Genomic DNA, 24,597 nt, shown 5'->3' on the forward strand with positions numbered 1-24,597 from the left:
TCAGGGAGCCAGCAGGCCGCTGATGGCCACCCCGGTATGCATCACGTGATCGTGCATGCGCCGTCGCGCAAGATCCGGATCACGTGCGTGAAGCGCGTCGAGGATCGCGCGGTGCTCGTCGGTGGATTCCTGCCAGCGGCCAAGCTTATCCAGGGCGAGGTAGCGCGCCCGCTCCAGGCGACCGAGCAGGCGCTGATGGGTCTCCACCAGCACCGGGTTACGCGCCGCCGCGACCAGCAGTGCATGGATGCGGGTGTTGGTCGCGAAGTAGCCGTCCCGGTCCCCCTTGGCATGCTGCTTCTCTAGACGCTCCTGCAGGTTGGTCAGGCGCTTGAGCTCGGTCGCCGTCATGCGCAGGGCGGCCAGCTCGACGGCCATGGCTTCAAGCCCGGCTTCGACCTCGAACAGATGACGTAACTCGGCGCCGTCCAGCCGGGTCACCAGCGCATTACGATTACGCCGCAAGGTCACCAGTCCCTCACCGGCCAGCTGGTTCAAGGCATCGCGCAGCGGCGTGCGCGAGATACCCAGGCGACGGCACAGCGCAGGCTCCAGCAGGCGCTCACCCGGCGCCAGCTCGCCCTGAACAATCAGCCCCTTGAGCAGTTCGTAGGCTTCATCCGCCAACGATGGCGCCTGTATCCTGCGCCGGTGAAGCGCGCTTGAGCGTGCTGGCGCGGTGGAGCTGTCATCCTGGGTCGCATCCATTGACCGATGTCCGAAGCAGGTGGAGAGATTGGCCGAGCGAGGAGTATAGCGAGCGACCCGACGCCAAGGCGAATGACGTCAGGGCGCCCGAGGGGCTGCTGGAAGGCAGCCGCAGTGCTGCGCGCCCAGTCGGGCTGTCACGTCGGCTGCCGTCCGATCAGAGCCGTCATCGCGTCACCGAGCCCGAGGCTGGCCTTGCTCGGCGGCGGGGCATAGCTACCTGCCTTGGCGACACCACCCTTGCCCCGACCAAGCTCGACCAGCGCCTGGGCCTGGACGATGGCACAGCTCACTCCATCCAGGGCCGGCACAGGCAGTCGGTCGGCGACGTCGCGGGCCAGTCCGGCCAGCGGGGCGCCCGCCAGTATCAGGACATCGGCACCGTCGTCCCTGACCGCCCGTTCTGCCAGCTCGATCAGGCGCGTGCCCTGATCCAGCTGCACGTTGCCGATATCCGGCAGCGGCTGGTCCAGGGCGCGGATGCTGGCCAGCCGCGAAGACAGGCCGTGGCTCTCCACGGTCTCGCGATACCAGGCCTGAATGCGCTGGGAAATGGCGATGATGGAGAAGCGTCCCCCCAGCTGGCAGGCGCTCATCAATGCCGCCTCGGTCAATCCCACCACGGGCACTGGCAGCGCTTCACGCAAGGCGGCAAGCCCCGGATCACCAAAGGCCGCCACCACCACGGCGTCGTGGCCAGGGTAGCGCTCGGCGGCAACTCCCAGGGTCGCATAGCCGCCAATCAAGGCCTCTGCACGGGTTTCGATATAGGCCACGCCGAAGGGCGCGGTGGCCATGCTGAGCTGGACGCCAGCCCGCAGGCTGAGGCGTGCTTCTCGCTCGATCAGCGTCGTGACGCTCTCGGAGATGTTGGGGTTGATGACCAGCAGTTTCATAGCAGTCTCTTGTTGTTGTCACGCATGGCCATGGCCACAGCGATCACCGGCAAGGGTGACCCAGCGTGGCCGTAGGCCGGTCAATAGCCCAGCGTTCGCGGCAGCCAGGTCACCAGGGAGGGGAAGGCGATGCAGGCCACCAGGACGACGTATTGAAAGACGATGAAAGGCCAGGCGCTCTTCATCAGCTCGTGCAGACTGATCTTGGAAATGCCGCACATCACGAACAGCAGCACGCCCACCGGTGGCGTCATCATGCCTACCACCAGGTTCATCACGAACAGAAAGCCGAACAGCAGCGGGTCGATACCGTAGGACAGGGCGATAGGCGCCAGCAGCGGTACCAGCATGATGTAGGCGGCGTTGGACTCGACGAACATGCCGACCAGGATCAAGAGCCCCATCACCAGCAGCAGGAACATCAGCGGGTCGCTAGTCAGCCCCTGCAGCGCGCTGGTCAGGCGCATCGGCACCAGATCAATGGTGAAGGCAAAGGTCATGGTCGAGGCAAAGGCGATCAGCGCTCCCACCATGGCTGCCGTTACCGCGGCGTTGAACATGGCCTTGGGCAGATGCGATAGGCGTAGCTGTCGGGTGACGAAGAAGCCGATGAGCAAGGCGTAGAGCACCGCGATGCCGGCCCCTTCGGTGGGAGTGAAGGCGCCGGCCACGATGCCGCCCACCACCACGATCGGCATCAACAGGATGGGCAGCGCCCGCCAGGTCTGCACCAGCACATGTCGCAGGCCGATGACTCCCCCCGCCAGCGGATAGCCCCGTCGCATCGACAGCCAGCTGGCCAGGCCCATGAATCCCAGCGCCAGCACGACGCCAGGCACGATACCGGCCATGAACAGCCCGCCCACCGAGACGCTGGAGCCCGCCATCAAGGCGTAGACGATCATCGCGTTGCTGGGGGGAATGATGGCGCCGAGATTGGCCGCCGAGGCGACCACCGCACTGCTGTAGCCCGTGTCGTACTGCTGGCGCATGGACGGCACCAGCGAGCTGCCCAGGGCGCTGGCACTGGCGACCGCGGCGCCACTGACCGCTGCCAGTACCATACCGGCCACGATGGCCACATGGGCCAGACCGCCGTGCACCCGGCCGATCAGGGAGTTGGCGAAATCGACCAGGCGCTGGAGGATGCCTGCAGCAACCATCAGCTCCCCTGCCAGCATGAACAGCGGAATCGCCATCAGCGGAAAGCTGTCCACCGAATGCATCATGCGCTGGGGCAGCACCGCCAGGTCCATGCCGCCCACCAGCAGTCCCACCAACGAGGCCAGCCCCAGGGCAAAGGCCAGCGGCATCCGCAGTAGCGCGAGCAGCGCAAAACTCACCAGAATCGCGGTCGTCATGGGCGCGTCTCCTGATTCGGATCAGCCGATGAGCGCTGCCCATCGATCACCTGCGAGGGCTGCTCCGGCGACGCCCCTGGCAGCGCCTGCAGGGGCGTCAGTTCCAGTACCTGAGCCAGCAGGTGCAAGGCACAGTGGATCGCCGAGACCAGCACCGCGACGTAGAACACGGCTGCCGTGACCGGCATGGTGGGCATCAGCTGAGGCCACTTATCGATCACGGCTCCCAGACTGACCACCCCCAGCACCACCATCAGCAGCACGCCGAGGGCGGCCATCAGCCGGCCCAGCCGGCGCTGTGCGCCGGTGGGGAGGTGGCTGACCAGGGCATCGATGCCGACATGCACGCCGCGCGGGATTCCATGGGGTATGGCCAGAAAGATCGCCCAGACAAAACACAGTCGCGACAGTTCATCGGCGGAGTCGATACTGGTGCCCAGCAGGTAGCGTGCCACCACCTGGGCACACACCAGGATCGTCATCAGCCCCATGGTCAACAGGATGGCGTAGTAGGAGCCCCGATCCATCCAGGCCAGCAGTTGCAGCAAGTGGCGACGGCCGGATGCATGGGCGTGGGCCTCCGGACGTTGCCAGGCCCGTGTCATGCCCCCAGCTCCTCGATGACCTTGTCGACCAGCTCGGCGCCGATCTTGTCTCTCAACTCGTCGACTACGCCCTGGCTCGCTTCGCGCAATTGCTCACGGGTCTCGTCGCTGATGGGAGTGAACTGCATGCCCCGCTCGATCAAGGTCTCACGGGCCTGGTCGTCTTCTGCCGCGGCGGTTTCACGCTGCCAGGCGACCGCCTCGTCCATGGCGCTCATCAGCATCTCGCGCTGGTCGTCGCTGAGGCCCTCGACCTTGTCACGGTTGGCGACCACCACGATGTAGTCATAGAAGTGTCCGGTGTCGGACAGGTAGGACTGGACCTCGTCCAGACGCTTGGTCTCGATAATGCTGTAGGGGTTTTCCTGACCGTCGAGCACGCCCTGCTGCAGGGCACCGTAGACTTCCTTGATGTCCATCGACACCGGGTTGGCCCCGATAGCACGGAAGGTATCCAGATGCGTCTGATTGGGCTGCAGGCGAATCTTCAGCTCGGCAAAGTCATCGATGGAGGTCAGTGGGTGCGCGTTGTTGGTGACATGGCGAAAACCAAGCTCCATGTAACCCAGCGCCACGAAACCCGCCTCAGCCAACTTCTCGTTGAGCAGGTCTCCGACCTCACCGTCGATCAGGGCAAAGGCATCCTCGCGGCTGTCGAAGGCAAAGGGCAGGCTCAGGGCCTCAAGTTCCGGCACCGTCCGCGACAGATACGAGATACCGATCCAGCTGCCCATGATGGCGCCGGAGCTGACCTGATCAAGGTTCTCTCCGGCACCCCCTAGCTGCATGTTGGGAAACAGCTGGGCCGTCAATTCGCCATCGCTCTGCTCAGCCAGGTTTTCGGCAAAGCGCTCCATGGCGCGGCTACTGGAGTGGTCGGTGGCAAAGTTACCGCCGAAACGCAGGTTGTCGGCCTGGGCCAGCAAGGGTGTGCAAAGTCCCAGCGCGAGTGCGCCAGCGGTCATCAGGGGGGAGCGGAAGATCATCGACATCAGGCAATCCTTTTTATTGGCGTTATTGGCGTCATGCACAAGCACGCTAGCGAAGCAGAGCCACCAGGCAGGCCCACCATGGAGCCTCCCGAGCGACCATGCTTTGACCTTAGTCGAATGTTTTTGAAAATTCCAAATCTTGAATACTATTTTTTTATATTTCTATATTTTTCAATTAATTACTGTTTTAAAAAATTAACGACCGCACAGAACGACCCGGTTCACGGACGCCAAAGGGCCGCCATCCCGCAGACCGAAGAGACCGTCTGCAGGAGGCAGGGCGAACGGAGGGCGCGAACGGAGCTAGCCGTGAGGAGCAGAAAGAGACAAGAAAAAAGCGGACGCGCGACGACCGCGCTCAGGGGCTGGCGGGCAGGCCTTGCAGGATGGCCTGGCCTGTCTTGCGCATATGCAGGCTCAGCGCCTCCGACAGTGCCTGGGCGTCCCGCGCTTCAAGGGCCTCGACAAAGTAGGTGTGCTCCCTGGCGGATTCTTCCCAGCGGGCCGAATCCAGATTGGCCACGTAGCGTGCGCGGGTGATGCGCAGCGTCAGCGACTGCTCAAGATCCTTCAGCACGCGGTTACCCGACAGCTCGGCCAGGCGAGCGTGGATCTGCTGGTTCAGGGCAAAGTACTGCGGACGACGGTTGGCGTTGAAGTGTTCCATCATCTCATCATGCAGCGCACGCACCTGTGCGATGTCCGTATCGCTGGCGCGCACCACCAGCAGGTTGCCCGCCAGGGATTCCAGCGCCGCCATCACTTCGAACAGGTCCCTCACTTCCTCCCTGTCCACCGTGGTCACCCGGGCGCCTCGATGGGGCAGCATCTCGACCAGTCCTTCACTTGCCAGCACCTTGAGCGCCTGTCGCAGTGGGGTTGGTGACACCCCGAACGCCTCGCACAAGGACTTCTCGGCAATGCGACTGCCCGGCGCCAGCTCGCCTTCCATGACCATGTCACGCAGGCGCTCTGCAACGGCCTCGTACAGGCTGGAACGCTTGAGTGGTGCGGCTCTTGGCGCCGACAGCACCTCCTTTTTCGCGGGCTCGTTCATGCTTGCTCCTTGCATTGACAGCGGTCGACGTCACACATCACTTACGCCAGGACATCGCAGTGTACTTGCAAAAACTTGGCGTTGTGCAATGCTGAAAAGGTCGTAGAAATTTGGAATTCCGAATTCCTTAATGACTCTGAGTGTAGCATGTCGCGTCCTGACGGGAGCGCAACGCCAGATGCCAGACCGCATCCGCTGCTGCACGACAATAACAACACCTGGCAATCGCCACTCCCGGCAAGGAACCACCGCCCATGCACCGCACACTCCTGGGGATGCTGACCCCGTCGTCGAATACCGTACTGGAACCCTATACCAGCGCGATTCTTCACGACCTGATGCCCCATGTCAGCGCGCACTTTCAGCGCTTCACGGTCAAGGAAATCTCGCTGAGCGAAGCGGCCCTCGCTCAGTTCGACCCACAGCCGCAGCTGGACGCCGCCCGCCTTCTGCATGACGCCCACATGGACGTCATCGCCTGGAACGGCACGTCATCAAGCTGGCTGGGCTTCGACGCCGATCGTCGGCTATGCGAGGCCATCACCCATGCCACCGGCGTTGCGGCAACGAGCAGCGTGCTGGCACTCAACGAGGTGCTCCAGCGCACCGGCGTCACGCGGCTAGGCCTCGTCACCCCCTACCTGGACGATATCCAGGCGGCGATCGTCGCCAACTATCGGCAGGAAGGCATCGAGGTGGTCGCCGAACGCCACTTGAACGATCGCGGCAACTTCTCGTTTTCCGAGTACAGCGAAGACACCCTTGCCGACATGGTGCGCGACGTCGCCAGGGCCAAGCCCGATGCCATCACCATTCTCTGCACCAATCTGCGTGGTGCCGGCATTGTCGAAGCGCTGGAGGCCGAGATCGGCATTCCGATCTATGACTCGGTCAGCGTCACGGTATGGAAATGCCTGGCGCTGGCTGGCCGCAACCCCGCCGACATCCGCGGCTGGGGCCAGCTGTTCCACGACCCTCGACTGCGCTGACGCCCGTCCTGCGAACCACCCAACACCCTATCCAACAACAACATTGAGGTGCTCCGATGATGACATTTCCCCTGGCAACACGAACCGGCCGGTTGGCGCTTGGTGCGCTCGTCGCTGCCCCCCTATGGATCGCCACCAGTCAGGCTCAGGCCGACACCCTGCTGCGTGTCGCCGGCAACTTTTCCGGCAACAAGCTTCACGTCGACAGCGTGGAACGCCCCTTCTTCGCCGAGCTGGACGCGCGTGACGACCTGACGGTCAGCTACAACCCGATGGATGCCATCGGAGTGGAGGCCGCCGACGCCCTGCGCAACATCCGCTCAGGCGCCTTTGACGTGATGTCGGTGCAGATCGGCATGGCCTCACGAGACGAGCCTTTCTTCGAAGGTATCGACCTGGCCGGCGTCACCGCCGATCTGGACCAGCAACGCGAGGCGGTGGACGCCTTCCGTGCCGACTTCGACGCCCGCCTGCAGGAACGCTTCAACGCCAAGCTGATGACATTGTGGCCATTCGGCCCGCAGATGATGTTCTGCAATGGCGACATCGACAGCGCCGACGACCTGGCTGGCAAGAAGGTGCGGGTATTCACCCCGTCGATGTCACGCCTGGTGGAAGGGCTCGGCGCGGTGCCGGTGACGCTGCAATTCAGCGAGGTCTACCTGGCCCTCCAGCGCGGCGTGGCCGACTGTGGCGTCACCGCACCCTCCGCCGGGAGCAATGGCAAATGGCCAGAGGTGACCGACCACTTCGTGCCGCTGCCGCTGTCCTACTCGGTCCAGGGGCATTTCATGAACCTGGATACCTGGAACGGCTTCGACGCCGAGCAGCAGGCTTCCCTGACCGAGGCCTTCGCCCGCCTGGAGGACCAGATGTGGGAGCTGGCCTATAGCGTCAATGACGATGCCATCGCCTGCAACACCGGCCAGCCGAGCTGCGAAAATCACACCGCCTACGACATGACCCTGGTGGAGATCGACGAGGACTCCCGCACGCGTATCGAGCAGATCACCACCGAGGCGGTACTGCCGGTGTGGGCGGACACCTGTGATGCGCGCTACCCCGAATGTACTGCGCTCTGGAACGCAAGCGTTGGCGAGGTCACCGGACTGACCGCTGAAGCCCCCTGACGCCGTCTCGTCATTGTCCTTTCCTGGTGGTGGGGCCGCCTGGCGGCCCCCAAGGAGCTCCCATGCCTCACCTTCGTCATGCTGATGCGCCAGCGTCGGACAGGTCCCAGGGCCTCGATGCACGCCTTGCCCGCCTGTCTCGTGGTGCCGCCCTGGCGGCCGGATACGGTGCCTTGGTGTTATCCGGACTGATCACCTTCGAGGTGCTGGCCCGCAAGTTCTTCGCCTTCTCGCTACAAGGGGTCGATGAGATAGGCGGCTATGTGCTGGCCATCGGCGTCGCCGCCAGTTTCGCCTTTGCCCTGACCCAGCGTGCTCACACCCGGGTCGACGTGCTGTTGACCCGGCTGCCCCAGGGCATGCGGGCGCTGCTCAACGCCGTCGCGCAGCTGCTGTTATGTGGCTTTTCGCTGTTCATGCTGTGGCGCGGGGCCGCTACCCTGGGCGAAACCATCGAGTTCTCGAGCCTCGCCAGTACACCGCTGCAGACGCCGCTGTGGATTCCGCAGTCGCTGTGGCTCATCGGGCTCTCGATCTTCGCCCTGGTCACGCTGCGCGCCGCCGGAAAGGCGCTGTCCCAGCTGTGTCGCGGACGCTTCTCTCAGCTGAATGCGGACTGCGACCCGCCCAGCGCCGATGACGAGCTCGACCAGGCGAAGCGCCACTACGTGGACGCTGGGTCCGCCAGCAGTGTCGCCGCAGCAGGACAGGCTCGGCACAAAGGGCATTCCCCCCAGATCCATGACCGGGGGACACCGTCATGATATCCATCACCGAAGTGCTGCTGGGCTTTGCCCTGATGATCACCATGATGGCAGTAGGCATCCATGTCGCCGTGGCCATCTTTGTCACCGCTGCCCTCGGTGCCCTGCTCTACCTGGGCACCCCGCTCCTCTATTCCTTCGGCGATCTGCTCTGGGGCACCCTCAACGACTTTATTCTTACCGCGATTCCGCTGTTCATCCTGCTGGGAGAACTGTTGTTGCGTGCGGGCATTACCGAACGCATGTACTCGGCCTTGTCGGTATGGCTCAACCGTCTGCCCGGAGGCCTGCTCCACACCAATATCGGCGCCTCTTCCGTGTTTGCCGCGATGTCCGGCTCGTCGGTGGCGACCGCAGCCACCATCGGCACCGTGGCGCTACCGGCCTTCAATGAGCGCGGCTACAGCGAGCGACTAGCGCTGGGCACCCTGGCGGCCGGGGCAACGCTGGGCATCCTGATTCCTCCCAGCATCAACATGATCATCTACGGGGCCATCACCAATACCTCCATCGGCGCCCTGTTCATTGCCGGTATCGTGCCGGGACTCGCCCTGGCCGCCGCCTTCATGCTGGTGATCATGGCCATCAGCCTGCTGCGTCCTGGCGTGGCAGGCAGCCGCGAGGAACGGGTGCCGCTGGCCCAGCGGCTACGCTCGCTGGTCGATCTACTGCCGCCGGCCTTCGTCTTTGCCATCGTCATCGGCAGCATCTACAGCGGCTGGGCGACCCCCACCGAGGCGGCCGCCCTGGGGGTCATCGCGGCCCTCGTACTGGCAGCGATCAATCGCAAGCTATCGCTCACCATGCTGCACGAGTGCTTTCTCTCGATGGCCCGTACCACCGCCATGATCATGCTGATCATCGCTGCGGCCTTCTTTCTCAACTACATCGTCGGCATCCTGGGCATTCCCTTCGCCCTGACCCAATGGGTGTCTGAGCTAGGTCTGAGCTCGCTTGGGCTGATCCTGGCCCTGGTGGTGTTCTACCTGGTACTGGGCTGCTTCCTCGAGACACTATCGATGATGATCGCCACCGTGCCCATCGTGGTGCCCATGGTGGTGCAGTTCGGGATCGACCCGGTGTGGTTTGGCGTCTTTCTGGTGATCATGATGGAAATCTCGCTGATCACTCCGCCCATCGGCATGAACCTCTACGTGGTGCAGGGAGTGCGCGGGCGCGGCTCCATCGTCGACGTGATGCTGGGCAGCCTGCCCTTCCTGGCCGTCATGCTCGGCTTTGTTGCCCTGATCACCGCCTGGCCGGCCATCGTGCTGTGGTTGCCAGGGGTGATGGGGTAGCGTTTTACACCAACAACAATGACCTTTGCCGACCCCGTCGGCCTCGGGAGAACGCAAGATGCAACGCCTCGATACCTTGATCACCAATGCCAACGTGATCACCGCCGCCGACCGTTTCAGCGCCGATATCGGCATTCGCGACGGACGCATCGTCGCCCTGGGCGAAGGGCTCGCCGCCACCGCTGAGGTGACCGGTGACACCATCGATGCTGCCGGGCTGTGGGTCATGCCTGGCGGCATCGACGCCCACTGCCACCTGGCCCAGCCCCTGGGCGACGGCGCGGTAATGGCCGATGGCTTCGCGTCGGGAACTCGCTCGGCCGCGGCGGGCGGGACCACCACGGTGATTCCCTTCGCCGCCCAGTTCAAGGGCCAGTCGCTGCGTGCCGCGGTGGACGACTATCACCGGGAAAGCGATGGCCAGGCGATGATCGACTACGCCTTTCACATGATCGTCACCGACCCCAGCGAGACGGTACTGCGCGACGAGCTGCCGGCGCTGATCAAGGAAGGCTACAGCTCCTTCAAGATCTACCTGACCTACGATGATCTGAAGCTCAACGACCGCGAAGTGCTGGAAGTGCTGGCGCTGGCCCGTCGCGAGGGCGCCATGGTGATGGTGCATGCCGAGAATGCCGACTGCATCGCCTACCTGACCGAGCTGCTGGAGGCCCAGGGCCACACCGCCCCGCGCTATCATGCCGAGGCCCACTCTTCCATTGCCGAGCGTGAGGCCACCCACCGCGCGATTTCCCTGGCGGAGCTGATCGACGTCCCGGTGCTGATCGTGCACGTCTCCGGCCCCCAGGCCATCGAGCAGATCCGCTGGGCCCAGAGCCGAGGCCTCAGGGTCTATGGCGAGACCTGCCCCCAGTATCTGATGTTGACCGCCGACGACCTGGACCAGGATGGCTTCGAGGGCGCCAAGTGCGTGTGCAGCCCACCACCGCGCGACCCAGCCGCACAGCAGGCGGTGTGGGAGGCGCTGGAAAGCGGGGTCTTTCAGGTCTTTTCCTCGGACCACGCGCCCTTCCGCTACGAGGACGACAAAGGCAAGAAGCTTAACGGCGAGGATGCCAGCTTTTCCTGCATTCCCAACGGTATTCCCGGGCTCGAGACGCGCCTGTCTATCCTGTTCTCCGAGGGCGTCATCAAGCAGCGCATCGACGCCACCCGCTTCGTCGCGCTGACCGCCACCAACCCGGCCAAGATCTATGGACTGTATCCGCGCAAGGGCACCATCGCCGTGGGCAGTGACGCCGACCTGACCCTGTGGGATCCCGATGCCCGCGTCACCGTTCGCAACGCCGATCTGCACCACGCCGTGGACTACACCCCTTACGAAGGGCTCGAACTCACCGGCAAGGTCGTCATGACATTGAGCCGAGGCCGGATCGTGGCCCGCGATGGCAAACCCTGTGGCCCACCGGATGGCGGCGAGTTCCTGCGCTGCGACACTCCCACCCCGGCGCGACCCAGAGGCCAGGCCAAGGGGTTTTGAGGGGGACGCGAAGCAACAGCCCTGGGCGTGTAGATGCGCTCCCGGGGCCTGTCACCGCTGCCGCACGTCGGCACGAGTCATCCGCCTCCTAGCCCAGCGCTTCCTCGACGATGGCGCGGGCTTCGTCGCTCATGGGCAGGCCCAGCGCCAGCTGATGGGCGGCGGGGGACATCTTCTTCCAGGTCATCTGGACGATGCGGATCAGGTGGTCGTGGTCGACCTGGCGGGAAAAGTCTGCGAAGTAATTCTCGAGAAAGACCAGGCAGGCGCAGTCCTCTACTGCCTGGGTACCAGGATCACGTCCCAGTCCCTGCTTGCGGATCATCCGCGCCACTTCGTCGGCATCGGCGTCGCTGTAACCGCTGCTGCGCATAACCTCGGCCGCCAGCAGACCTGCACGCTTGCCCTGGTCGCGGCGCCAGGTCAGGTAGCCGATACGACCTTCTTCGTAGTCGCTGCGCGGGACTTCCCAGCGTTTGAGGTGCTGGTTGCGAACCGCTAGCCGGACCAGCTCGGGGGCTTTGGGATCGAGGCGCTCGAGCCACGCCGACATGCGACCGGCGTGCCACAGCTCCTGCGGCTGCTGCTGACCGTCGACCTCGATGCGGCGAGGATCATCGGCATGCATGGCATCGAGTCTGGAACAGGCTAGGTCAAAGGGTGCAGGGCTCATGGGCTACCTCGGGTGACGTCACGACATTGCCCTATGGTAACGACGATGTGCCGATCTCAGTAGCCCTTGTGGCAGGACTGACCGCGCAAGTGGCGGCAGGCCAGCGCCAGTGGCAGCAGGAAGATGGCAAATACCCACATGACCACGGCTACCATCACCGCCAGCAAGGTCCGTGGCCATGACCGTTCCGTCACCGCCGACGAGATACCCAGGCTCTCCAGCAACAGCCCCAGCACCGCATCCATGCCGAACAGCAGCAGGGCATTGCACATCCCTGCCCAGATCGCCACATCGACGACCTCTCCATGGGGGATCAGACCGATGATCGCCAGCAGCAAGAGAGCGCCGAGAGCCACCCGCACACAGACGGCGCGCAACCGAGGCGCCCCGGTAAAGGAGGAAGGTGAGGCAAGGAGCAGGCTAGCCATAAGGACACCAAGTGTGACGAGATACACACTGTATACTGAACGCTACCTACCCCTTTTGACTTAGACATTTGTGCGCGATCACCTACGCGGCCGTCAGCTTGATCCAGATCAAGGTTTTTTGCTGCTCGCTGCTTCCCCAACGCTCTTGCTGCGCCGTACAAGGCCCGCAGTGACGACCAACTACGGCGAAGGGCCGACGCTTTCGCGCCGGCCCTTCGTCAATTTACCGCTCGCCAGGCAGACAAGATGTGTCTGTCAGAACGTGTAGACCACGCTTCCGGTCAGCGTATCCACATGCCCGATACGATCCGCGTCGATGCGTTCCACCTCGAGTCGACCGGTCACATCGAACAGTTGAACCCTGGCGCCAAACCCATACACAGGGTCAGTACCGGAGTAATCCTTGCTCACCCCGCGGCCATTACGGTCGGCATCCCAGTCGGCCATGCCTGCCTTGCCGTAGACGCCGAAGGGGCCAAAGCTGAAGCCTGCGATACCCATGGCCTGCAGGCTTTCAATATCCAACGTGGCGGAGGTGCCATCGACATCGCCGTCGAGCTCGCTGCCGTTCAGGTACGACAGCTCCGCACCAAGGTCCAGGAAAGGCAGCCAGCCAAAGTTGTAGCCCGCAAATACCTTTGCCGCTGACGCTTCATCGTGAAAATCATCGTCGCCCTGAATCTGGCCTGCACCTATCCCCACGTAGAGGCCTGTACTGCCGCCCGCTACACAGTGAGTCGATGCCATCAGTGCCAGTCCCATGACCACCCCTGCCAGCATCATTCGCCGCATGATCCGTGACATGTCATACACTCCCTGGAACCCTCGCCACCCCAGGAGCACAGCGCGTGCGTGCTCGACCAGGTCTGCAGTGCGTCCTTTGTGCGAGGTTTCTCGCACATGACACCTTGTACAAGTTTATCGTGAGACGACATTCTTTGCAGTATCGATTCAGGGAAAGTTCCCTGCGCGGGTGTCGTCGAGGTGCCGGCATCCGGCGATCCAACGCGGTGAAGTCATGGAAACCGCGGTAGTGTTATGTTATACCCTCCAGCCGATTCCGCACGCCCGTCACCACTCCGGAGTTCCGCATGTCCCATCGCCATCGTCCCGAGGGGCCTTGCCATTTCTCATTGATGTCGCTGTCCATGAAGCGTCGCCTCGGCCTGGTCGCCATCCCCTTGCTGCCGCTGTGGCTGGCCGTTAGCTGGTCAGCAGGGTGGTGGCACTGATGTCGCGCCTGACCCTCCATGACCTGCAGCTGGCACGCGGCGGCCGAACGGTGCTCGAGCACCTGGAAGGCCGCTTCCAAGACGGTGCCATCACCGCGCTGATAGGCGCCAACGGTGCCGGCAAGAGCACCCTGATTCAGGCCATCATGGGCACACTGACGCCGGTCGCCGGACGAGTGGAATGTGACGTGCCCGCCGCCCGGCGCGCCTGGCTGCCCCAGCAGCTGGCACTGGACCTCAGCTTCCCGATGAGTGTCGAAGAACTGATCATGACCGGCACCTGGCCGAGCCACGGGGCCTTCAAGGGCTACTGTGGTGCGCACTACCGCAGGGGCCGGGACATCATGGAGCGACTGGGCATCTCTCACCTCGCACACCGTCCCCTCGGCGAGCTATCCGGCGGTCAGCGCCAGCGCGCCTTGATCGGGCGCACGCTGATGCAGGAAGCCGAGCTGCTGCTGCTCGACGAGCCGTTTGCCAACGTCGACGTCGACACCGTGGAAATGCTGATGACGGTGCTTCGCGAAATGGCCGATGCGGGAGCCACTCTAGTCATCGTCCTGCACGACATGACGCAGCTATCGCGCCTGGCCGATGACGTGCTGGTGCTGACCGAGGGACATGGCCGCTGGGCCACCCCCGACGCTCTGGTCGAGCGCCACACCGGCCAGCTGACGCGCCCACCGCGCCTGCCCCTGACGTTTCCTGGATCTGTCTGAATGTTTGACGCACTTGTTTCGACCCTGCACGCCTGGCTGATTGCGCCGTTTGACTATGCCTTCATGGGCCGCGCCCTGGTCGCCAGCCTGGCCCTGTCGCTGGCCGCACCGCCACTGGGGGTCTTCCTGATGCTGCGGGGCATGAGCCTGATCGGCGACGCCATGTCCCACGCCATTCTTCCCGGCGTTGCCCTGGGCTTTCTCATGGCGGGTTTCTCGCTGCCGATCATGAGCCTTGGCGGCATGCTGTCAGGATTGTTGATAGCACTGCTGGCGGGCAGCGTGTCTCAATTGACCGGCCATCGCGAAGACTCAGCCATGGCCAGTTTCTTCCTTATCTCCCTGGCAGCAGGGGTCATGCTGGTCGCCCTGGGCGGCAGCAGCGTCGACCTCACCCATGTCCTGTTCGGCTCCATCCTGGCGGTGGACACCACCGCTCTGGTGCTGATCGCCAGTATCAGTAGCCTGATCGTGATCACCCTGGCCGTCATCTTTCGTGCGCTGGTGGTGGAATGCCTCGACCCGCTGTTTCTTCGCAGCCAGGGAGTCAAGGGCGGCCTGGTGCACGGGATCTTCCTGGGCCTGGTGGTGCTCAATCTCACCGCCGGGTTCCAGACCCTGGGCACTCTGATGGCGGTTGGCCTGATGATGCTGCCGGCCACCACGGCGCGCTTCTGGAGCACTCGCCTGGAAGGCCTGATGGGCCTGTCGGTGATCATTGCACTGGCTGCAAGCCTTGGTGGATTGCTGCTGTCGTACCACCTCAGCCTACCTTCAGGCCCTGCCATCATACTGCTGGCGGGGGTCGCCTACCTGCTGTCTGCGGTGTTTGGACGCCAGCACAGCCTTGCCGCGCGACTGCGACGCCGCGCCATGCCGCTGGGTGCCGACGAACGCGCCTGACCTGACCACGCCCATCCAACCGCCACCGGAGAACGACACTCATGCCCCTGTCACTGCCTCACGCTCTCATCAAACGCCACGCCTGGATGGCGCTGGCGGGACTCGCCCTCGGCCCCCAGGCCTTGGCGGCCGAACCTACGCAGGTGGTCACCAGCTTCAGTGTACTGGCCGATATGGTTCGCAACGTCGGTGGTGACAGGGTTGAGGTCACCTCCCTGGTCGGGACAGATAGCGACCCCCACGTCTACTCTCCTCGCCCCACCGATGCCAGAGCCCTGGCAGAGGCCGACCTTGTGGTGCTCAACGGCCTGCAGTTCGAGGGTTGGATGACACGCCTGCTGGACGCCAGTGGCTACCAAGGCACAACCGTTGTCGCCACTGAGGGCGTACCAGTGCTGGCCTATGGCGGCCAGTCGCTGCATCAACAGAGCGACCACGGCGAACACCAGGGTCATGACGACCACGCTGAGCATGCAGGCCATGACGAGCATGACCACGCAGAGCACGCTGGCCATGACAACCACGACGAGCATGACCACGCGGATCACGACGACCACGCTGGCCATGACAGCCACGACGAGCATGACCACGCGGATCACGACGACCACGCTGGCCATGACAGCCACGACGAGCATGACCACGCGGATCATGACGGCCACGCTGGCCATGACCATGGACAGTATGATCCCCACGCCTGGCTCGACTTGTCGGCAGGGCTGTTCTACGTCGCCAATATCCGCGATGGCCTGATCGCCGTAGATCCCGACAACAGCGCCCACTACACCGCCAGGGCCGATAGCTACATGGCGGACATCAAGGCGGCTCACCAACAGGTGCTGACGCTGCTGGACGACCTGCCAGACCATGCTCAGGTCATTGTCGGCCACGACGCCTTCGGTCACTTTTCGCGTGCCTACGGGATCGACTTCCTGTCGCCGGTGGGCCTTTCCACCGAAGCGGAACCATCAGCCGCCGATATCGCCCAGATGGTGGACATCATTCGCGAGCGCCAGATCCCCGCGCTGTTCATTGAAAACATGTCCAGCCCGGCGCTGATGGAACAGCTGTCCGAGGAAACAGGGGTGCCCATCGCCGGTACGCTGTATAACGGAGCGCTGTCGGAAGACGGCATGACCTCCCACTACGTGGGGATGATCCTGCACAACGCCGAGGTGCTGCACCAAGGCCTGCTGCACCAGGATGCCTCCGAATCATCAGACCATGACCATGACCACGATCATGATCATGATCATGCAGCGCATGACGACCACCAGCACTGATCACTCTTGCGCATCCGCCAGCATGCAAAGGACCGCCCGGGGGCGGTCCTTTAGCGAGGCACTGAACGCATCAGCGAAGCGCTGAACACATCAGCCGGGCTTGCCGAGACGCCAGGCGCCCGCAGTCCAGCCAGCGCTATCAGGCGTCAGGAATCTCCAGCGCCTGCTGAATCACCGGCCAGGCTTCTTCGCCATCTCGCGTGGTCACTCCCTCGACGAACGACCGGGTCTGCTCGGGATGTTGCTGTAGCCACTCCAGCGCCACCTGCTCCGGCTCACGCTCTTCGTAGCTGAATCCACGAATCATCGCGCTCTGGTCATCGGCGCTGAAGACCAGTTGGTCCAGCAGGCGTGTGGCATTGGGATGGCTCTGCGCGAACTCGCGACGGACCAGTGTCCGCACGTCGCTGCGACCGCCCTCCGGCCCCCACATGTCGTTCGGATCATCGAGGTAGCGAACGTCGAACTCAATGTTCATCCAGTGCGGCGTCCAGCCCGCGAACACAATCCACTCTTCACGATCGATGGCCGCATCCACGGCACTGAGCATGCCAGGGGTGGAGGTTTCCGACAGCTCCCAGTCGCCCAGACCATAGCTGTCGTCGTCCACTGCGGCATTCAGCGAGTCGCTCATGCCGGAGCCGACCTCGATGGAGTAGATCGTGCGATCCAGACGCTCGGCAAACTCTTCCTTGTCCAGGTCTTCTGCCGATGTCAGACCCGCGTCGTACACATACGCAGGAACGGCGAACCCCAGCCGGGCGCCATCAACGTTGTTGCCGAGATCCTCAAGGGTGGGCTCGTCGCCCTCGAAGCTGGCGTCGTACATCCCCTGCTGGGCAGGCAGCCAGGCCGCCAGAAAGGCATCCAGCTCGCCTTGGCGCAGGGCCTGGTAGGTAATGGTGGAGCCAAGCTCTTCCTGTACGGGTTGATAGCCGAGCGTCTCCAGCAGGGTGGATGCCAGGGCCGTCTTGACCGTCACTCCCGGCCAGGCGGGAACGGAAAAACGAACCTGGGCATCTTCCTGAGTCGAGCGCTCTGCTTCCGCCTGGGCGGCCAATGGTGTAGCGGCCATCAAGGCAGCCAGCACAGCAGCAGACATCGTGTAATACGGCATGAAGCACCTGTAGATTGCGATAGAGGTCTCTACCATACCCTCTCAGCGCTGTGCCTCAAGGCGGCGCCTTCAACGGCTCCTTTGCTGGAGTTTGCCAAGAATGCCGGGCTGATCCAGTCTTAAGAGGAAACGGCACACTGGTGAAACGCCCCTCACCAAGAGCCCCGCCGGTCCCCTATATCCCCCCGTGGGAGGAGGCAAGTAGATGGCTGATATCGACTACACTCTCGAGCGCCAGATCACCATCAAGGCGCTAGCCAGGGCGCTGGCCCACGGTTTTTCTCCGATCGTCGAAGTCGAGTCCATGGATGGCATCTACACGGTGCGCTTCCACCATGCCAACGGAGCATCGGAGCTGGCCGACGACAAGGGCCGCACACGCACCTTCCTCGGCACCGGAGAAATTCGTGAGCTGCTGGGCGGCGTCGGCCTTACCCACGGCGTGCTGACCTGGTCGGATCAATGCGGCGATGAAATGATCGGGGTGGAAGGCAAGGCCATGACACCGGATGAGATGCTGGCCAACGGCACTCGTATTGCCTTCCGCTGAGGCGAGGCGTTGTCCGAGACGTCGAAGAGCAACGGTGAGGCAAGGCAAAAGTCGTTGAGAAATAGCAGCTTACGCGAGGTGAACGAGCACGTTAAGCCGATATTAAACGCCGTATCACCAGGCGCAGGCCCTTTTCAGACCAGCCCTGGACTATTGGCCTGCACGTCATGACAGAGTACCGTAAGCCTCATCATGTCTGTGCAGAGCACGCCGCAATGAGCACATTGACGCCTTACCTGGCCAGATGGTCCCTGATGTGCACGCTGCTATTGATACTGGCCGGCTGTGCGTCGCCACAGCTGGATACCAGCGGCGGCAACAAGGGGCTGTCCATGGAGCGTGCCCTGATCCTGTCGGAAGCCAGGGGCTCCCTGGGCACCCCCTATCGCTTTGGCGGCAATGACCCACGCGGACTCGACTGTTCCGGCCTGGTGCAGATGGCTTACTCCCGGGCCGGCATCAGTGTCCCCCGGTCCTCACGGGAGCAATATCACCAATTGCCGGCGATTGACCAGCCACGCCCGGGCGACCTGCTGTTCTTCGCCACCGGCAAGGGCTCCGAGGTCAGCCATGTCGGCATCTTCGCCGGTAACGACGTCATGATTCATGCGCCGGGCCGGGGCCGCCAGGTCACCACGACATCGCTGACCCTCGACTATTGGCAAGAGCGTTTCGTCGGCGCCGCCGCCGCCGCGCCTTGAACGGGGCGCAGCGCTGATCTCTCTCCTTCTCTCCTTCTCGCGTTCTCCCGTTCTCCCGTTCTCCCGTTCTGTGCCGTCCGCCGCTCTGTTGCATGCGCCACCGTCCGCCGCTATCGACCAAGGTCGCATCAAGAAGAATGAACGCTATGCTGTTTCGAGCATCAGAAGATGTCACATAGTCGTCAACAAAGCTTAAGCACTCGTTAAGGTGGCGCCGCTACGATGGCATCGACCCTTTACCCAGCAACGATAAGGAACCGTCTTCATGCCTTTCCTGCAACAGGTCAGCAGATCCCACGCCCGCCTCTCCCTGCGCGGATGGCTGTCGGTCAGCGTTGCCATACTCGGCGGCATGGCCCTGATGGCATTCTGGTCGCCGATCAGCCTGTCGCTTGGCACGCTCAGCCTGATTCTGGGCAGCATGGCGCTGTGGCCGCGTTCCAGCGCCGCCCACACAGAGGCAGACCTGGATCGTGAGGCTCGCGTTGCCGAGACAGCCCACGCCAAGACAGCATTCTCGCTGACGCACCTGGCCCTCGCGGCGGTGGGTATTCTGGTCGCCCTGCAACTGCTGGCCTGATGACGCTCCATCCAGCGGCGTAAGAACATCGTGGCTTTACAGCCGCGCGCCATGCCCGGATCATGAGGCCCTGGTTATCTGATTGCCGCAGCGTGCCCTGCATCCGCTGCGCAGCCGAGACAAAGGCCTCACATGACATCCGCCCTTGCCGGCGCCGATATTGGCGCCACGCTGACGCGACTGCGCCAGTCCACGCCACTGGTACATAGCATTACCAACTACGTGGCCATGAACCCCGCCGCCAATGTGCTGCTGGCCCTGGGCGCATCGCCCGCCATGGTGCACGCCACCGAGGAGGCGGCCGAGTTCGCGGCGATCGCCGATGCTCTGGTCATCAACATCGGTACCCTTTCTGCCCCCTGGGTCGATGCCATGTTGAGCGCTGCCGAGTCCGCTCAACAACAACAGACCCCCTGGGTGCTGGATCCTGTGGCGATTGGCGCTACACGCTTTCGACGTGACGCCTGTGCCCGCCTGCTCGAGTTTTCTCCGACCATCATCCGCGGCAACGCCTCAGAGATCATCGCCCTCGCCGGCGACGCCCTGGGCGGACGAGGCGTCGATTCCACCGCAGCCAGTGACGAGGCGCTCACGGCGGCGGTGGCCCTGGCCAGACGTCAGCAGGCAGTGGTCGCCGTCACCGGCGAGGTCGACCTGGTCACGGATGGCCAGCGATGTGTCCGCATTGTGGGAGGTCATCCCCTGATGCCGCGAGTCACGGCCCTTGGCTGCGCTCTTTCCGGAGTGGTAGCGGCCTTCGCGGCCTGTGAGAAGGACCCACTATTGGCTACGGCCTGCGCCCTCACCTGCTACGCTGAGGCGGGTGCTCAGGCCGGGCAGACGGCGCCGGGGCCTGGTAGTTTTGCGGTGGCCTTCATTGACGCGCTGCACCAGCTGTCTGCCGATGCTCTGGCCAACCGCACGCCCCTGGAGATCAGCACTCTCCCATGACCCGCTTTTCCCGCCTGCCACTTCACTCTTTTCAAGGATGCTGCACGTGACGCGATCTCCCCGCCGATTCGACCGACAGGCCCTGCGCCTCTATCTGGTGACAGACCCCGAGCTGTGCGCTGAGAGGGGAATCGAGGACACCGTGATCCAGGCTGTCAACGGCGGCGTGACCCTGGTCCAGCTTCGCGACAAGGGGGCCAGCGATGAGGAATTGATGGCCCTGGCACTGCGCTTGAAACCGCTGCTTGCCGAGCACCGCATCCCCCTGGTCATCAATGATCGGGTTCAGGTCGCCGTTGCCGCCAAGGTCGACGGCGTACACCTTGGCCAGGACGATGGCGACGTGAGCGAGGCTCGCCGCCTGCTGGGCGACGAGGCGATCATTGGGCTGTCGGTTCAGCGTCCCGAACAGCTGACACAGCTGGACGTGCGGGCGCTGGACTATCTCGGCCTGGGCCCGGTATTCGCTACCTCCACAAAGCGCGACCACGCGACCCCGCTAGGCGTTGCTGGCCTGTCCTCGCTGGTGGCGGCCAGCCCGCTGCCCAGCGTGGCGATTGGCGGGCTGAAGCGAGAACATGCCGCCGCCATACGGGCAAGCGGTGCCGATGGCATGGCCGTGGTCTCCGCCATCTGCGGCCAACCCGACCCGAGCCAGGCCGCCCAGGACCTGCTGGCGGCCTGGCAAGGGTAAGTCGCCCAGGGATCCGGCACGCCGCAACCACTAAGGTTGCGGTCGCCGACGCCCATGGACCATCGCCGCGATCAGGTTATCGCCTTGTTTGCGGCCTTCCAGCACCGCACCAAGCACATGCACGGGCACCAGGCAGAGAACGGCGGTCGCCAGCCCTTCATGCAGCTCCTCCATCCAATGCAGGTCGTGGAAGCGTTCGGTGTGCACCATCAGCATGCCCGTCGTTCCCAGCCCCAGCAGCAAGGCGAGCAGGCTGATCATCATCAGCGCCCCCAGCGGCGTGTGGGTGATGCGACCGCCTTCTGCCGCGTGACCGCGAATCGCTGCCTTGAGTCGCGCTGGCGTCGGCCAGAAACTCGTCCAGCGCACTGACCAGGGGCCCACCAGGCCCCACAGGATACGAAGGCCAATCAACCCCACCAGGGTATAGCCGATATAGCGGTGAGGGCCTATCTCTGCGTAGTTGAGCGCAAATCCGAGCACCAGCGCCCAATGAAAGACTCGCACCAGCGGATCCCACACCATGATGCGCTGTGGGGTCGGGGTCCTTGCTGCCGTTGTCATCTCGCTACTCCCGTCGAAGGTACGCGACATCGCGCGGAAGTAGGCTGGCATTCAACCCTTAAGCCTCGCTTACGCGGTGCGCCCTCGCGCGAGTGGGAGCAGACGAGTCGCTACCGATCGTTTTATGCCGTTGGGCGGCGCTTGAGGCTGGTGCGCCCTTCCTGGTAGGCAATCGCCAGGCCGCTGGCGATGATCAAGGTGCCGCCGACCCATACGCCCCAATCCGGCAGCTCTCCCCAGAACAGCCAGCCCAGCAGCACCGCCCATAGCATGGCGGTGTAGTCGAAGGGCGCGGCGATGGCCGCAGGGGCGTGACGAAATGCCAGCGTGATGAACGCCGTGGCACCCACCCCAAGCACACCCGCCATCAGAAAGGCCGGCCAGTGCGCCGCTTCCGGCGCCTGCCAAACCAACGGCAATGCGAGCCCGGTGATCACAAAAGGCACCAGGGTCATGTAGAACACCATCGCCCAGAGATGCTCACGAGCGCCGTAGCGACGTGCGGTGATCATCATCAGGGCGTAGAACACCGCTGCCCCCAACATGGCCAGCGCGCCCAGAGAGATGCCGTCGCTACCTGGCCGGACCACCACCAGAACGCCGACAAAACCCACCAGAGAGGCACACAATACGGGCATGCTGACCTTCTCACCCAGCAGCGGCACCGACAGTAGACTCACGAACAGCGGAGCCGCGAAGGCAATGGCGGTACCTTCCGCCAGCGGCATCAGGGTCAGCCCCAGCACAAAGCAACCCATCGTGCCGGTATAGATCAGCCCTCGCACCAGGTGCACACCAGGGCGACGGGTGGCCAGCGTGCGAAGTCCGCTTCCCCTCCACGCCAGCAGCATGATCATCGGCAGCGATACCAGGGTTCGGAAGAAGATGATCTGGACCGGCGAATGCACCTCTCCCAACCACTTCGAGATGGCATCCCCCAATGCCAGGCACAATACCCCCAGGCACATGAACCCGATTCCCTTCACTGACGATGCCATTCGACCTCCCTGCTGGACTGAAAATGCGACGCTTGGATACCCGCCTGGATAGCACCCGTCACTCGTCACAAGCCGCCGGTCAGTCATCGCCAGTCACTCGCTGTCCGTCACCAACTGTCCGGTGCTCACTTTCCGGTACTGGCTTTCCGGTACTGGCTTTCCGGTACTGGCTTTCCGGTGCTGGCTTTCCGGTACTGGCTTTCCGGTACTACGGCGGCCCCCGACCCGGTGGCCGGCGGAGTGCTTATGGAAGAACGGGTAGAAGAACGGACAACAGTACGTAACGCCGTTCAGGCAGTGCTCATTAACGTTAGGGGGATAACGCTTTTGAGGCAAGCATCTTGCACCATGACTGTGCAAGTGCGTAGACACCGGGGTCACGCGCCATGCAAAAGGCCCGCCGAAGCGGGCCTCACTGGACAGGCGGGGCTTGCACCAACGTGCTTACAGACTCGCCTGCACCACCATGCAGTCCATGCCCTGCTCCATCAGGCGACGGCAGGCCGAACGCGCCTGCCCTTCCTGAAGGTCCAGGACCTGCGCGCGATAGATGTTGGCGTTATCCGCCCTGGCGACAGCCACGCGAGCATGGGACATCTCGCTTGCCAGGCGATTGGCCGCCTGGCTGGCCTGGCTGCGGGCGCTGTCCATGTCGCTGAACGCGCCCACCTGAACCCCCCAGTCGCCGGTCTGCGCAACGCTGGGTGCCGACGACGCCGTTGCCCTGGGCTCTGGGCGAGTCGCGGTCGGCACCGAGGCGGCGACAGGAATGGACGCCACCGCAGGGGCCGAGCTAGGGGCATCATCCATCAGTCGACGCAGCGGGTCCGTCTGGGGCCGGGTGCCAGAGATCACCGGCGTCGACGACTCGAAGCGCACGGGCGTCCCTGCACTCTGGCGACTGGCAACCTGGGCAGGCGGCACGATGGTCTCGACCCGCGACGGCTGCACCGCAGTGGACGAGGTCTGGGCCAGGCGTGATGACGTTGGCACAGGGGCTGAGATCAATCCGCGCTGACGTGGTGCCATCAACTCGCCGCCAGATACATCAGTGCTGGCAAGAAAGCCGCGGCCATCCGACAGGGAAGCACGCAGAAAGCCACGATCCAGCACGCTCATCATCTGTTCATCCCGGGACGCGGCGGTATACCCCCCCATGACCACGGCCACCATGCGGCGTCCGTTGCGGGTCGCCGACGTCGCCACATTGAAGCCTGACGCACGGATGAAACCGGTCTTCAGGCCATCGGTTCCGGGGTACTTGGTCAACAGCCGGTTATGGCCGGTATGCCGTGTGCCGCGCCAGGTAAATTCCGTCAGCGAGAAGTAGGGGTAGTACTGGGGGAAGTCCAGCATCAAGCGCCGGGCCAGGATCACCATGTCCCGGGCGGTAGTCACCTGCCCTGAATCCGGCAGGCCCGAGGCGTTGCGGAAGGTGGTGTTGTTCATCCCGAGACTACGCGCCTTGCGCGTCATCATTTCCGCAAAGTGGGACTCGGTGCCGCCCAGCGACTCCGCCACCACCACGGCCACGTCATTGGCCGAGCGCACGATCAGCGCCTGGATGGCCTTTTCCACGGGAATGGTATCCCCGGGCTTGAGCCATAGCTTGGTCGCTGGCATTGACGCCGCATGGGACGACACGGGCAGCGGTTGCCCCAGACTCATGGACCGCCCCTCGAGCGACTCGAACAGCATGTAGAGCGTCATCATCTTGGTCAGCGAGGCGGGGTAACGCGACTCGTCGGCATGTTCTGCATAGAGGATCTCATGCGTCTCGGCGTCTACCACGATACCGGCGTAGCGCGGATTGCCGGCGTGAGCCGACTGTACCATCAGGCACGTCACCACCAGCGCTATCAGCATGGTCAGCGACCGCCACACGGAATACCTTGTGGTCACCATT

Annotated in this window: 27 protein-coding genes; 14 read left to right on the plus strand and 13 right to left on the minus strand. The window is 63.7% G+C overall.

Going from position 1 to position 24,597, the window contains the following annotated elements; all coding sequences use genetic code 11:
• The 6 genes from KUV45_RS00295 to KUV45_RS00320 all read right to left on the minus strand — a co-directional run bounded on the left by KUV45_RS00295 (window position 1) and on the right by KUV45_RS00320 (window position 5,619).
• On the minus strand, window positions 1-708 hold the full coding sequence (locus tag KUV45_RS00295; RefSeq protein ID WP_222162456.1) for a GntR family transcriptional regulator: 708 nt from the start codon (window positions 706-708) through the stop codon (window positions 1-3).
• Between the two features lie 137 nt (window positions 709-845).
• Window positions 846-1,604 carry an aspartate/glutamate racemase family protein gene (locus KUV45_RS00300; protein ID WP_222162455.1) on the minus strand — a complete coding sequence of 253 codons (759 nt, stop codon included), beginning with the start codon at window positions 1,602-1,604 and terminating at the stop codon, window positions 846-848.
• A gap of 80 nt (window positions 1,605-1,684) precedes the next feature.
• Window positions 1,685-2,965, minus strand: coding sequence for a TRAP transporter large permease (locus KUV45_RS00305; protein WP_206943837.1), 1,281 nt, complete (start codon window positions 2,963-2,965; stop codon window positions 1,685-1,687).
• Window positions 2,962-3,570 carry a TRAP transporter small permease gene (locus KUV45_RS00310; protein WP_222162454.1) on the minus strand — a complete coding sequence of 203 codons (609 nt, stop codon included), beginning with the start codon at window positions 3,568-3,570 and terminating at the stop codon, window positions 2,962-2,964. Before KUV45_RS00310 ends, KUV45_RS00305 begins: the two co-directional genes overlap by 4 nt.
• Entirely contained in the window at window positions 3,567-4,562 is a 996-nt protein-coding gene (locus KUV45_RS00315) for a TRAP transporter substrate-binding protein (protein ID WP_206943835.1), read from the minus strand. The genes KUV45_RS00310 and KUV45_RS00315 overlap by 4 nt, the downstream gene beginning before the upstream one ends.
• Window positions 4,563-4,920: 358 nt before the next feature.
• A complete protein-coding gene (locus KUV45_RS00320; protein ID WP_206943834.1) occupies window positions 4,921-5,619 on the minus strand; it encodes a GntR family transcriptional regulator in 699 nt (232 codons plus the stop codon).
• A gap of 254 nt (window positions 5,620-5,873) precedes the next feature.
• On the opposite strand from KUV45_RS00320, the gene KUV45_RS00325 reads away from it, so the two are divergent.
• The 5 genes from KUV45_RS00325 to hydA all read left to right on the plus strand — a co-directional run bounded on the left by KUV45_RS00325 (window position 5,874) and on the right by hydA (window position 11,301).
• Window positions 5,874-6,608 carry an aspartate/glutamate racemase family protein gene (locus tag KUV45_RS00325; RefSeq protein ID WP_222162453.1) on the plus strand — a complete coding sequence of 245 codons (735 nt, stop codon included), beginning with the start codon at window positions 5,874-5,876 and terminating at the stop codon, window positions 6,606-6,608.
• A gap of 56 nt (window positions 6,609-6,664) precedes the next feature.
• A complete protein-coding gene (locus KUV45_RS00330) occupies window positions 6,665-7,738 on the plus strand; it encodes a TRAP transporter substrate-binding protein (protein ID WP_206943831.1) in 1,074 nt (357 codons plus the stop codon).
• Window positions 7,739-7,800: 62 nt separating this feature from the next.
• A complete protein-coding gene (locus tag KUV45_RS00335) occupies window positions 7,801-8,502 on the plus strand; it encodes a TRAP transporter small permease subunit (RefSeq protein ID WP_222162452.1) in 702 nt (233 codons plus the stop codon).
• Window positions 8,499-9,800: a TRAP transporter large permease gene (locus tag KUV45_RS00340; protein ID WP_222162451.1), complete on the plus strand. Its 1,302-nt coding sequence runs from the start codon at window positions 8,499-8,501 to the stop codon at window positions 9,798-9,800. The genes KUV45_RS00335 and KUV45_RS00340 overlap by 4 nt, the downstream gene beginning before the upstream one ends.
• Before the next feature lie 58 nt (window positions 9,801-9,858).
• The gene (gene hydA, locus KUV45_RS00345) at window positions 9,859-11,301 is read left to right on the plus strand and encodes a dihydropyrimidinase (protein WP_222162450.1); all 1,443 of its coding nucleotides are present in this window, start codon (window positions 9,859-9,861) and stop codon (window positions 11,299-11,301) included.
• Window positions 11,302-11,389: 88 nt separating this feature from the next.
• Here the strand turns inward: hydA and KUV45_RS00350 are convergent, their stop codons facing one another.
• The 3 genes from KUV45_RS00350 to KUV45_RS00360 form a co-directional block, all read right to left on the minus strand.
• Window positions 11,390-11,974, minus strand: a complete 585-nt coding sequence (locus KUV45_RS00350) for a DUF4202 domain-containing protein (protein ID WP_222162449.1) — start codon at window positions 11,972-11,974, stop codon at window positions 11,390-11,392.
• A gap of 56 nt (window positions 11,975-12,030) precedes the next feature.
• Complete coding sequence (locus tag KUV45_RS00355; protein ID WP_222162448.1) at window positions 12,031-12,402, minus strand: hypothetical protein; 372 nt, start codon at window positions 12,400-12,402, stop codon at window positions 12,031-12,033.
• 255 nt (window positions 12,403-12,657) lie between these two features.
• Window positions 12,658-13,206 (minus strand): porin family protein, encoded by a 549-nt coding sequence (locus KUV45_RS00360; protein WP_222162447.1) that lies wholly within the window; start codon window positions 13,204-13,206, stop codon window positions 12,658-12,660.
• 287 nt (window positions 13,207-13,493) lie between these two features.
• Between KUV45_RS00360 and KUV45_RS00365 the strand changes: the two genes are divergently transcribed.
• Genes KUV45_RS00365 through KUV45_RS00380 form a run of 4 tightly spaced genes read left to right on the plus strand, consistent with a single transcriptional unit; the run spans window position 13,494 to window position 16,536 of the window.
• On the plus strand, window positions 13,494-13,634 hold the full coding sequence (locus KUV45_RS00365) for a hypothetical protein (protein WP_206943818.1): 141 nt from the start codon (window positions 13,494-13,496) through the stop codon (window positions 13,632-13,634).
• Window positions 13,634-14,353 (plus strand): metal ABC transporter ATP-binding protein, encoded by a 720-nt coding sequence (locus tag KUV45_RS00370; RefSeq protein ID WP_206943816.1) that lies wholly within the window; start codon window positions 13,634-13,636, stop codon window positions 14,351-14,353. Before KUV45_RS00365 ends, KUV45_RS00370 begins: the two co-directional genes overlap by 1 nt.
• Window positions 14,354-15,256, plus strand: coding sequence for a metal ABC transporter permease (locus KUV45_RS00375; RefSeq protein WP_222162446.1), 903 nt, complete (start codon window positions 14,354-14,356; stop codon window positions 15,254-15,256).
• 41 nt (window positions 15,257-15,297) lie between these two features.
• Window positions 15,298-16,536, plus strand: a complete 1,239-nt coding sequence (locus KUV45_RS00380) for a metal ABC transporter solute-binding protein, Zn/Mn family (RefSeq protein WP_222162445.1) — start codon at window positions 15,298-15,300, stop codon at window positions 16,534-16,536.
• Window positions 16,537-16,675: 139 nt separating this feature from the next.
• Here the strand turns inward: KUV45_RS00380 and KUV45_RS00385 are convergent, their stop codons facing one another.
• Window positions 16,676-17,653, minus strand: a complete 978-nt coding sequence (locus tag KUV45_RS00385; RefSeq protein WP_206943810.1) for an ABC transporter substrate-binding protein — start codon at window positions 17,651-17,653, stop codon at window positions 16,676-16,678.
• A gap of 205 nt (window positions 17,654-17,858) precedes the next feature.
• On the opposite strand from KUV45_RS00385, the gene KUV45_RS00390 reads away from it, so the two are divergent.
• From KUV45_RS00390 to thiE, 5 genes are all read left to right on the plus strand, one after another.
• The gene (locus KUV45_RS00390) at window positions 17,859-18,203 is read left to right on the plus strand and encodes a hypothetical protein (RefSeq protein WP_206943808.1); all 345 of its coding nucleotides are present in this window, start codon (window positions 17,859-17,861) and stop codon (window positions 18,201-18,203) included.
• A gap of 215 nt (window positions 18,204-18,418) precedes the next feature.
• On the plus strand, window positions 18,419-18,904 hold the full coding sequence (locus KUV45_RS00395) for a C40 family peptidase (protein ID WP_222162444.1): 486 nt from the start codon (window positions 18,419-18,421) through the stop codon (window positions 18,902-18,904).
• A gap of 265 nt (window positions 18,905-19,169) precedes the next feature.
• The gene (locus KUV45_RS00400) at window positions 19,170-19,484 is read left to right on the plus strand and encodes a hypothetical protein (protein WP_222162443.1); all 315 of its coding nucleotides are present in this window, start codon (window positions 19,170-19,172) and stop codon (window positions 19,482-19,484) included.
• A gap of 132 nt (window positions 19,485-19,616) precedes the next feature.
• Window positions 19,617-20,435 carry a hydroxyethylthiazole kinase gene (gene thiM, locus KUV45_RS00405; protein WP_222162442.1) on the plus strand — a complete coding sequence of 273 codons (819 nt, stop codon included), beginning with the start codon at window positions 19,617-19,619 and terminating at the stop codon, window positions 20,433-20,435.
• Between the two features lie 46 nt (window positions 20,436-20,481).
• Window positions 20,482-21,129: a thiamine phosphate synthase gene (gene thiE, locus KUV45_RS00410; RefSeq protein ID WP_224851951.1), complete on the plus strand. Its 648-nt coding sequence runs from the start codon at window positions 20,482-20,484 to the stop codon at window positions 21,127-21,129.
• 30 nt (window positions 21,130-21,159) lie between these two features.
• Here the strand turns inward: thiE and KUV45_RS00415 are convergent, their stop codons facing one another.
• From KUV45_RS00415 to KUV45_RS00425, 3 genes are all read right to left on the minus strand, one after another.
• Window positions 21,160-21,693, minus strand: coding sequence for a cytochrome b/b6 domain-containing protein (locus tag KUV45_RS00415; protein WP_222162440.1), 534 nt, complete (start codon window positions 21,691-21,693; stop codon window positions 21,160-21,162).
• A gap of 122 nt (window positions 21,694-21,815) precedes the next feature.
• Window positions 21,816-22,691 (minus strand): DMT family transporter, encoded by an 876-nt coding sequence (locus KUV45_RS00420; RefSeq protein ID WP_206943799.1) that lies wholly within the window; start codon window positions 22,689-22,691, stop codon window positions 21,816-21,818.
• Between the two features lie 444 nt (window positions 22,692-23,135).
• Complete coding sequence (locus KUV45_RS00425) at window positions 23,136-24,596, minus strand: serine hydrolase (RefSeq protein WP_222162439.1); 1,461 nt, start codon at window positions 24,594-24,596, stop codon at window positions 23,136-23,138.
• Between the last annotated feature and the right edge of the window lies 1 nt (window position 24,597).

It is taken from the genome of Halomonas sp. DP3Y7-2 (genome assembly GCF_019800795.1).
In the GTDB taxonomy this organism is placed as follows: domain Bacteria; phylum Pseudomonadota; class Gammaproteobacteria; order Pseudomonadales; family Halomonadaceae; genus Halomonas; species Halomonas litopenaei_A.

What these genes read in the sequence shown, in the direction of transcription:
- KUV45_RS00350 (WP_222162449.1), bottom strand. Translation starts at nt 11,974, where the DNA reads ATGAGCCCTGCACCCTTTGACCTAGCCTGTTCCAGACTCGATGCCATG.
- KUV45_RS00365 (WP_206943818.1), top strand. Translation starts at nt 13,494, where the DNA reads ATGTCCCATCGCCATCGTCCCGAGGGGCCTTGCCATTTCTCATTGATG.
- KUV45_RS00380 (WP_222162445.1), top strand. Translation starts at nt 15,298, where the DNA reads ATGCCCCTGTCACTGCCTCACGCTCTCATCAAACGCCACGCCTGGATG.
- KUV45_RS00315 (WP_206943835.1), bottom strand. Translation starts at nt 4,562, where the DNA reads ATGTCGATGATCTTCCGCTCCCCCCTGATGACCGCTGGCGCACTCGCG.
- KUV45_RS00370 (WP_206943816.1), top strand. Translation starts at nt 13,634, where the DNA reads ATGTCGCGCCTGACCCTCCATGACCTGCAGCTGGCACGCGGCGGCCGA.
- KUV45_RS00420 (WP_206943799.1), bottom strand. Translation starts at nt 22,691, where the DNA reads ATGGCATCGTCAGTGAAGGGAATCGGGTTCATGTGCCTGGGGGTATTG.
- KUV45_RS00295 (WP_222162456.1), bottom strand. Translation starts at nt 708, where the DNA reads ATGGATGCGACCCAGGATGACAGCTCCACCGCGCCAGCACGCTCAAGC.
- KUV45_RS00320 (WP_206943834.1), bottom strand. Translation starts at nt 5,619, where the DNA reads ATGAACGAGCCCGCGAAAAAGGAGGTGCTGTCGGCGCCAAGAGCCGCA.
- KUV45_RS00375 (WP_222162446.1), top strand. Translation starts at nt 14,354, where the DNA reads ATGTTTGACGCACTTGTTTCGACCCTGCACGCCTGGCTGATTGCGCCG.
- KUV45_RS00335 (WP_222162452.1), top strand. Translation starts at nt 7,801, where the DNA reads ATGCCTCACCTTCGTCATGCTGATGCGCCAGCGTCGGACAGGTCCCAG.
- KUV45_RS00415 (WP_222162440.1), bottom strand. Translation starts at nt 21,693, where the DNA reads ATGACAACGGCAGCAAGGACCCCGACCCCACAGCGCATCATGGTGTGG.
- KUV45_RS00325 (WP_222162453.1), top strand. Translation starts at nt 5,874, where the DNA reads ATGCACCGCACACTCCTGGGGATGCTGACCCCGTCGTCGAATACCGTA.
- KUV45_RS00300 (WP_222162455.1), bottom strand. Translation starts at nt 1,604, where the DNA reads ATGAAACTGCTGGTCATCAACCCCAACATCTCCGAGAGCGTCACGACG.
- KUV45_RS00330 (WP_206943831.1), top strand. Translation starts at nt 6,665, where the DNA reads ATGATGACATTTCCCCTGGCAACACGAACCGGCCGGTTGGCGCTTGGT.
- KUV45_RS00355 (WP_222162448.1), bottom strand. Translation starts at nt 12,402, where the DNA reads ATGGCTAGCCTGCTCCTTGCCTCACCTTCCTCCTTTACCGGGGCGCCT.
- thiM (WP_222162442.1), top strand. Translation starts at nt 19,617, where the DNA reads ATGACATCCGCCCTTGCCGGCGCCGATATTGGCGCCACGCTGACGCGA.
- KUV45_RS00385 (WP_206943810.1), bottom strand. Translation starts at nt 17,653, where the DNA reads ATGCCGTATTACACGATGTCTGCTGCTGTGCTGGCTGCCTTGATGGCC.
- KUV45_RS00425 (WP_222162439.1), bottom strand. Translation starts at nt 24,596, where the DNA reads ATGGTGACCACAAGGTATTCCGTGTGGCGGTCGCTGACCATGCTGATA.
- KUV45_RS00390 (WP_206943808.1), top strand. Translation starts at nt 17,859, where the DNA reads ATGGCTGATATCGACTACACTCTCGAGCGCCAGATCACCATCAAGGCG.
- KUV45_RS00400 (WP_222162443.1), top strand. Translation starts at nt 19,170, where the DNA reads ATGCCTTTCCTGCAACAGGTCAGCAGATCCCACGCCCGCCTCTCCCTG.
- KUV45_RS00340 (WP_222162451.1), top strand. Translation starts at nt 8,499, where the DNA reads ATGATATCCATCACCGAAGTGCTGCTGGGCTTTGCCCTGATGATCACC.
- hydA (WP_222162450.1), top strand. Translation starts at nt 9,859, where the DNA reads ATGCAACGCCTCGATACCTTGATCACCAATGCCAACGTGATCACCGCC.
- KUV45_RS00360 (WP_222162447.1), bottom strand. Translation starts at nt 13,206, where the DNA reads ATGTCACGGATCATGCGGCGAATGATGCTGGCAGGGGTGGTCATGGGA.
- KUV45_RS00310 (WP_222162454.1), bottom strand. Translation starts at nt 3,570, where the DNA reads ATGACACGGGCCTGGCAACGTCCGGAGGCCCACGCCCATGCATCCGGC.
- KUV45_RS00305 (WP_206943837.1), bottom strand. Translation starts at nt 2,965, where the DNA reads ATGACGACCGCGATTCTGGTGAGTTTTGCGCTGCTCGCGCTACTGCGG.
- KUV45_RS00395 (WP_222162444.1), top strand. Translation starts at nt 18,419, where the DNA reads ATGAGCACATTGACGCCTTACCTGGCCAGATGGTCCCTGATGTGCACG.